Source organism: Kitasatospora sp. NPDC038210 (genome assembly GCF_055600605.1).
This window is the reverse complement of sequence record NZ_JBVJYK010000076.1, coordinates 1-2714: the sequence shown is the minus strand read 5'-3', so window position 1 is coordinate 2714 and position 2714 is coordinate 1. Positions and strand designations below refer to the sequence as shown.

Annotated in this window: 3 protein-coding genes and 1 pseudogene; 1 reads left to right on the top strand and 3 read right to left on the bottom strand. The window is 59.8% G+C overall.

Translation table 11 applies throughout. The features are described 5' to 3' along the window. Nucleotides 1-145 precede the first annotated feature (145 nt). Nucleotides 146-415 carry a DUF6193 family natural product biosynthesis protein gene (locus ACZ7KX_RS42640; RefSeq protein ID WP_470331334.1) on the top strand — a complete coding sequence of 90 codons (270 nt, stop codon included), beginning with the start codon at nucleotides 146-148 and terminating at the stop codon, nucleotides 413-415. A gap of 10 nt (nucleotides 416-425) precedes the next feature. On the opposite strand, the pseudogene ACZ7KX_RS42635 reads toward ACZ7KX_RS42640, so the two are convergent. The 3 genes and pseudogenes from ACZ7KX_RS42635 to ACZ7KX_RS42625 all read right to left on the bottom strand — a co-directional run. Continuing rightward, nucleotides 426-587, bottom strand: a pseudogene (locus tag ACZ7KX_RS42635) (transposase); the annotation flags it as partial. A gap of 902 nt (nucleotides 588-1489) precedes the next feature. Further along, entirely contained in the window at nucleotides 1490-1792 is a 303-nt protein-coding gene (locus ACZ7KX_RS42630) for a hypothetical protein (protein ID WP_470331332.1), read from the bottom strand. 124 nt (nucleotides 1793-1916) lie between these two features. Then, the gene (locus ACZ7KX_RS42625) at nucleotides 1917-2561 is read right to left on the bottom strand and encodes a polymorphic toxin-type HINT domain-containing protein (RefSeq protein ID WP_470331333.1); all 645 of its coding nucleotides are present in this window, start codon (nucleotides 2559-2561) and stop codon (nucleotides 1917-1919) included. Nucleotides 2562-2714: the final 153 nt, after the last annotated feature.

Here is a 2714-nt window from a genome sequence, read left to right as displayed (position 1 = left end):
ACGAACCCTTCAGCCGCCCGCTCGACCTCCTCGGCATCGCCTGACCAGCACACTCACAAGATCACCAGACTTTGAAACGGCCCTGTGGCCTGGCCTGCTCGTTTGGACTTCGACAATCCCGAGCTGGACAGGAGGCCCTGCCTTCATGCGCGCCCCGAGGAAATATCACCCAGCCGTGTGGCCACACTCGAACCGACGTCTCCCGCGATCTATACGACAACGGCCTCTTACTCCCGTGGACGGGAGATACCGCGTTACCTGGTGGAAGACTCGCTCACCTCAAGGACAAGCGGACATCGGAGAGGCTGACAACCCGCGTGACGCAGTCGCCTTGGTCGTCGCTCACCTTCCCCCCGAGTGCGGGCCGGCAGTCGCTGGCACTGCCAATGACCTTGACAAGTCAGATTCCACATAAACGCGGGGAAGTCCGCGGGCATCGCCCGCCACTTGATGCCGTTGTCGACCAGGTAGCGCACTGCGTCCAGCAGTTGGCGGTGGCAGTAGCTCTCGGGCTGCCCGCCCCGTCCCTGCAGCCACGGCGGGATCGGCATCGTGTCCCGCACGACGGCCCACTCGGCGTCCGTCATGTCCGAGTCGTAGCGGCGCACACGGTCCGCACGGTCGCCCGCGTTCCCGAACCGATGAGCGAGACAATCACACGACCGGGTAGCCGAGTTGGACGACACTGGCACGGGAACGCAAGACTGCGACACAGGGCCTCCTGGCCTGCTCGTTTGGACTTCGACAATCCCGAGCTGGACAGGAGGCCCTGCCTTCATACGCGCCCCGAGGAAATATCACCCAGCCGTGTGGCCACACTCGAACCGACGTCTCCCACGATCTATACGACAACGGCCTCTCAGCGCCACAGCTTCCCAGCTGATACACCAGGAGACCCAGCACAGCATGGAATTGCACCACCCGGACACCATCCACCTGCTGACTGCCCATCAGGTAATTCCGTCTGCCAGGGAATGACCCGGGAACCCATCGGGGAGATCCCGAGATAGGGGGGAGGCGTGCACAGCCGTAGCCGTGCACACCTTCCCCCCGTCTCGGGATCCCACTGCCCCGGAATCGCAGGGAGCACGGTGGGCTGGTCACCAGTCGAACTCGATGTGGTCGATCTCCGGGCCGGTTGCTGACCGGCCATCATGTTCGGCATGACTCAACCGACGTCGCCACCGCCCAGTGTCGGCGCCGAAGAGACCGCAGCGCAGCTGGCGGCCTGCTCCGGGGTGCAGGAACAGCGCTCGTGCTGTCGGCGGGCGAGGATGTCGAGCGTCCGGAGCGAGTCTGTCCTCACCGCTCACGCGGTGGGGCCAGAACTCAACATCTTCATCAGACTTCTAGACGATCGAGCTAAACCTTGGGAAAGATCCCCAGTGAGGCAAATCCCAAAAAGCACGCGGAATCATTTGATAATTCACCAGCAATCTATTAGGGAGAAGCACGCCAACTATATCCAGCCTGACTCTCGGTCAATAAATTACGAATTCCCCACGGAGACTCTCGAATTCAGCAAGTCAATCCAGAGGTTCGGCGATCCCGATTCATACTTAGCAACTTTTGCACCTGGCGCAGTTTCAATCAGATGGAGAAGTGACCAAGAGAGCCCGAAGCAGTTATCTCGACCAAACAGCTTAGACAGCGCCTGAGCCTCCTCATCAGTAACAGGCCCATCGACGCGCTCAAGCAACATCTGAGTCGCCTCAATTGCCTCCAAAGTGGCATCTTCAGAAGGAAATTGGCCAGCCGTCACAAGTGCTTCTACTTCGGGGCGAACTGACACTACAGCTCCTCGGCTCAGTCAATGTCGGATAGAATCGCAGCGGCGCGCCAAGCCCGACGTGAATTATTGAAGCCATTGCGGCCACCCCAAAGCATAAAGGTGGCCGCAATGGACTTGAGACAAATCAGTCGTGCAGTTGCTTCAGCACTCGATTTTCATAATAGTAGTCCAGCATGGCGGTGATGCCAGCGTTAAAATAGCTGGGGTCTCCATATTTTTGCTGACCAATTCGTCGCATGTCCCAGAGATCGCGCGCCAGGGCCTGCCGGAAAGAGAGACCTGCTTCCGCCGCCTTTGTGATCCTACCCTTAGTCCCACAGGTCCGCGTCAACAGATGGTCTGCGTGCTTCATGACAACCGCCCCACCCTCATCCCTCGGCATGAAGCCGAGGCCGTCCTGGGGCATATGGTGAGGCGTGAGTCCATCGCCAGGAGTTCCGGGATCCATGTCACCGAATCGACCGCCTTGGTTCTCGACAACGCACTTGTAGTTGGCGTTATGGGCAAGAACTGGAGTCTCGCTCGCAACTACATAGTACGTGTGGATGTCTGCGACCGTCAGGTCGTAGGCGGGCTGCGGAGGGGTGTTGTAGTTTCGCACCTCCCGAACGACAAGGGTTTGGCCATTCCCAGTACGGACTTCGTCCCCCGGGCGCAGCTCCGAGGCTGCGGTCCAGCGGTGAGTGGTTTCGTCCCAGAACGGGTGGTGCTGAGTGCTAGTAAGGCTCTCTGTCTTCTCCGTGGAGTGGCCGGAGTCACTGGCCTGCAGGGCCAGGTCGGTGAACTGTTCGTCGTCCGGGGTTCGGATCGTTCGGATACTGACATCAGCTCTTCAAGGTGATTGGCCTGTTTGTGTAGCTGACTGACCATCATTTGCGCGCTATCCCGTTGGTATGCGCTATGCGGATGGGGGTGGGCTGAC